Source organism: Inquilinus limosus MP06, from assembly GCF_000767795.1.
In the GTDB taxonomy this organism is placed as follows: Bacteria; Pseudomonadota; Alphaproteobacteria; order DSM-16000; family Inquilinaceae; genus Inquilinus; species Inquilinus limosus_E.
Map to the genome: position 1 here is coordinate 1 of NZ_JANX01000552.1, position 4,154 is coordinate 4,154.

The window sequence follows — 4,154 nt, forward strand, 5'->3', positions numbered from 1 at the left end:
GTTCCGCGCCTCGGTCGGGCTGCCGCCGCACGCCTATGTGCTGGCCCGGCGGCTGGACCGCGCCCGCCGGCTGCTGGCCGAAGGCGACCGGCCGCTGGCCGAGATCGCCGCCGCCTGCGGCTTCACCCATCCCAGCCATTTGACCCGGCATTTCCGCGCCGCCTTCGGCGGCCCGCCCGGCGCTTGGCGGTCGGCGGTCCGGGGCTGAATCCGGCTTCACCCGCCCCCGGACCGAAGTCATAGTGACGGAAACGGGGAGAACAACACGATGCGGTGGAGTCTGTGCCTGGCCTTGGGCCTGGGGGTGCTTGCGTGCGCGGCCGGGTCGGCCCGGGCCCAGGCAACGGCGGAGACGGCGGCAAAGCTGAAGGCGGCGTTCGAGGCCTGGATGCCGTCCGGCGAGAACCTCGCGCCGGCGGAATCCGAATATCTGATGTCGAGGCTCGGATTCCAATCGATCGGATCATGGCGGGTCGAGCCGGACGGCGATGGCTACCGCATCACGATGCCCGGCATTCGAACCCAGATTTTCGACGGCTTCGGGCAGGACCGCTTTCGCTTCTTCATCATCTGCGATCCCGATCAGATGCGTGCCACACCGGGCGAGGGCGGGCGATATGTGCTGACTGGAGACGCCGCGCTGAACTGCCGCTTTCAGGTCCCTGGGGCGACACCGTCGCCGATTACGGCCCGGCGCCGCCAGACCAGCGGGTCCGTCGATCTGCGGGATCCCGCCGTCATCGAGGTGAGCACCACCCTCGACCAGATGAAAATGGGAGATGACGGAGCCGCAACCCAGCTGCGGATAGAACGGCTGACTCTCGCCGGCAATCGCAGGGCGGTGGCGGACGGGCGCTCGGATCTGAGATCCACCTTCGTCCTCAAAGGTGTGTCCCTGCAGCTGAAGGACGGTTTTGGCCCGCTCAATGCGGACAAGATCGTCTACGAGGTCGGGGTCGAGGCGATCGACATGCCGGCCATGACGAACGCTGCCACCGTCTTGGCGAAGCGCTTCGGCAGCGGAACGGCATCGGCCGATGCGGCCGGCGATCCCGCCATACGGGCCCTGCAGGACGCCTATGCCGACGGTCTGCCGACCAGGAGCCACATGACCGTCACCGCGAACGGATTGGGCGCGGCGACGCCGGCTGCAACGGTGACGATCGACAGCCTGGCTTTCGGTGGAGCGGAGTTGGATGCCGCCACGGATAGCGGGCGGTTCACCGGCCGATTGGATGGCCAAGGCATCAAAATCCAACCGCCGCCCCGCTACGCCGAATGGATCCCGGTCGAGGGCAGCGTCCAGATCTCCATGAGCGACCTGCCGATGCGGAGCATCGCGGCCCGGAGGCTGCTCCCGAATGGCGGCAGCGAGGCGCAGGGTTTCGGACCACCCTCGTCAGGCTTCACCGTGCACTACGATGCCTTCCGGCTGACGGCACCGCAGGGCGCCCTGGACCTCAAGGGCACGACAGCGCTCGATCCCGACGCCTTGCGCAAAATGACAGCGGCCCTGCAGCTGCGCCTGACCGGGATCGACGGGCTGGTCAAGGCCCTGCAGGCCGACCCCAAGGCCAGCCAAGCCGCAGCCGGGCTGACCATGCTGCAGGTGCTGGGCCGGCAGACGACGACGCCGGACGGCAAGTCGGCCCGCGACTACGAGATCGTGATCGACCCGTCCGGCCAGATCCTGGTCAACGGCGCGGATGTCCAGGCGCTGGTGCCGAAAGACCTCTGATCACCCGCCGTAGAAGCTGCGATACCACTCCACAAAGCGCGGGATGCCGACCTCGATCGGGGTCGAGGGGCGGTAGTCGACCGCCGCCTCCAGCTCCTCGACATCGGCATAGGTCTCGGGCACGTCGCCGGGCTGCAGGTCGCGGAACAGCTTCTGCGCTTCGCGGCCCAGCGCCCGCTCCAGCACCGCGATCATGTCGAGCAGCGCCACCGGCCTGGTGTTGCCGATGTTGTAGAGGCGATAGGGCGCGGCGCTCGAGGCCGGGTTCGGCCGGTCGCCGGACCAGGCGGGGTCGGGCTGCGGCACCCGGTCCAGCACCCGGGCCACGCCCTCGACCAGGTCGTCGACATAGGTGAAGTCGCGCAGCATGTGGCCGTGGTTGAACACCTCGATCGGCCGGCCTTCCAGGATGGCGCGGGTGAACAGGAACATCGCCATGTCCGGCCGGCCCCAGGGGCCATAGGCGGTGAAGAAGCGCAGCCCCGTGACCGGCATGCCGTAGAGATGGCTGTAGGAATGGGCCATCAGCTCATTCGCCTTCTTGGTCGCGGCGTAGAGGCTGAGCGGATGGTCGACATTCTGGCGCACCGAGAACGGCATCGCCGTGTTGGCACCGTAGACCGAGCTGGAGGAGGCATAGACCAGGTGGCGCACGCCGTGGTGGCGGCAGCCCTCCAGCACGTTGAGGAAGCCGACCACGTTCGAATCGACATAGCTCTCGGGATGGGTCAGCGAGTGCCGCACCCCCGCCTGGGCGGCGAGATGCGCCACCCGGCCCGGCTTCACCTCGGCGAACAGCCCGGCCATCCCGGGCCGGTCGGCAATGTCGAGCCGGCGGAAGGCGAAGCCGGGTTGCCCGGCCAGCTGCTCCAGCCGCGCCTCCTTCAGCCGCACGTCGTAATAGGGGCTGAGATTGTCGACCCCGACCACCCGGTGCCCGGCCGCGAGCAGCCGCCGGGCCAGGGCGAAGCCGATGAAGCCGGCGGCCCCGGTGACCAGGATCGGCTCGGTGGTGTCGACCGGGGCAGGCATCAAAGGCTCCAATAGGCCAGGCGGGACGGCACGCTTGCCGGGTCCAGCGCCGATTTCACATCCATCACCAGGCCGCTCTCCTTGAGGCAAGCCCAGAATTCGTCGCGCGGCCGGTCGAGATAGGCGCGGTGCGGCACCGCCAGCACCAGCGCGTCGAGGTCGCGGAAGGCGTCGAGCCCGGCGAGCTCCAGCCCGTATTCATGCCGGGCGCGCTCCCGATCGGCCAGCGGGTCGTGCACCAGCGGGTCGATGCCGTAGCTGCGCAGCTCGGCCACGATGTCCGGCACCCGGCTGTTGCGCAGGTCGGACACGTTCTCCTTGAAGGTCAGGCCCAGGATGCCGACCCGGGCGCCCAGGATGGTGCGGCCCTGGCGCGCCAGCACCTTGACCAGCTTGCCGGCCAGGAAGGCGCCCATCTGGTCGTTGATGCGGCGGCCGGCCAGGATCATCTCCGGCCGGTAGCCCACCGCCTCGGCCTTGGCGGTCAGGTAATAGGGGTCGACGCCGATGCAGTGGCCGCCGACCAGGCCGGGCTGGAACTTCAGGAAGTTCCATTTGGTGCCGGCGGCGGCCAGCACCTCGGCCGTGCGCAGGCCGAGGCGGTCGAAGATCATCGCCAGCTCGTTCATCAGCGCGATGTTGAGGTCGCGCTGGGTGTTCTCGATCACCTTCGCCGCCTCGGCGACGCGGATCGACGGCGCCCGGTGCAGCCCGGCCGGGACGATGGCGCCATAGGCCGCCGCCACCCGCTCCAGCGTCGCCTCGTCCTGGCCGGACACGACCTTGACGATGCTCTCCAGCCTGTGCTGGCGGTCGCCGGGATTGATCCGCTCCGGCGAATAGGCCAGGGCGAAGTCGATGCCGGCGCGCAGGCCGGAGGCGCGGGCCAGGGCCGGGCCGCACACCTCCTCGGTGGCGCCGGGATAGACGGTGGATTCGAACACCACCACGGCGCCCGGCGTCAGCGCCCGGCCGATCGTCTCGCAGGCGCGCAGCAGCGGTCCGAAATCCGGCCGGCGCTCGGCGTCGATCGGGGTCGGCACGGTGGCGACGAAGAAGCTGGCGCCGGCCAGGTCCGCCGGGTCGGCGGTGACGATGAGGCCGCTGCCGGCCAGTTCCGCGGCCTCGATCTCGCCGGTGATGTCATGCCTTTCGCGCAGGGCGGCGATTCGGTCGGGATCGATGTCGAAGCCGATGGTGCCGGGGAAGTGCCGGGCGAAGCCCAGCGCCACCGGCAGCCCGACATAACCGAGCCCGATGACGGCGATGCGCTCGGTCCGGGTCATGAAGCCACCTTGCGCCCAGTTTCATCCTCCCCCTCCCCTTGCGGGAGGGGGTAGGGGAGGGTTGGCGCCGCGAGAGCGACGCCGGATGATCTCGCGCC

At 69.6% G+C, this 4,154-nt stretch carries 4 protein-coding genes; 2 read left to right on the top strand and 2 right to left on the bottom strand.

Annotation, left to right across the window (positions count from 1 at the left end; translation table 11 throughout):
* Together P409_RS28140 and P409_RS28145 are read left to right on the top strand one after the other, a co-directional pair.
* Nucleotides 1-208, top strand: a 208-nt coding sequence (locus P409_RS28140) for a helix-turn-helix domain-containing protein (protein ID WP_034846212.1), incomplete at its 5' end; no start/stop codon positions are given.
* Nucleotides 209-268: 60 nt separating this feature from the next.
* On the top strand, nt 269-1,738 hold the full coding sequence (locus P409_RS28145; protein ID WP_152613585.1) for a DUF2125 domain-containing protein: 1,470 nt from the start codon (nt 269-271) through the stop codon (nt 1,736-1,738).
* Here P409_RS28145 and P409_RS28150 read toward each other — a convergent pair whose 3' ends face one another.
* On the bottom strand, nt 1,739-2,770 hold the full coding sequence (locus tag P409_RS28150) for an NAD-dependent epimerase (protein ID WP_034846217.1): 1,032 nt from the start codon (nt 2,768-2,770) through the stop codon (nt 1,739-1,741). It lies immediately after the preceding gene.
* Nucleotides 2,770-4,056 carry a nucleotide sugar dehydrogenase gene (locus tag P409_RS28155; protein WP_034846218.1) on the bottom strand — a complete coding sequence of 429 codons (1,287 nt, stop codon included), beginning with the start codon at nt 4,054-4,056 and terminating at the stop codon, nt 2,770-2,772. The genes P409_RS28150 and P409_RS28155 overlap by 1 nt, the downstream gene beginning before the upstream one ends.
* Nucleotides 4,057-4,154 lie beyond the last annotated feature (98 nt).

Excerpts from the sequence above, each read along its gene's own strand:
- P409_RS28155 (WP_034846218.1), bottom strand. The coding sequence starts at position 4,056 with ATGACCCGGACCGAGCGCATCGCCGTCATCGGGCTCGGTTATGTCGGG.
- P409_RS28150 (WP_034846217.1), bottom strand. The coding sequence starts at position 2,770 with ATGCCTGCCCCGGTCGACACCACCGAGCCGATCCTGGTCACCGGGGCC.
- P409_RS28145 (WP_152613585.1), top strand. The coding sequence starts at position 269 with ATGCGGTGGAGTCTGTGCCTGGCCTTGGGCCTGGGGGTGCTTGCGTGC.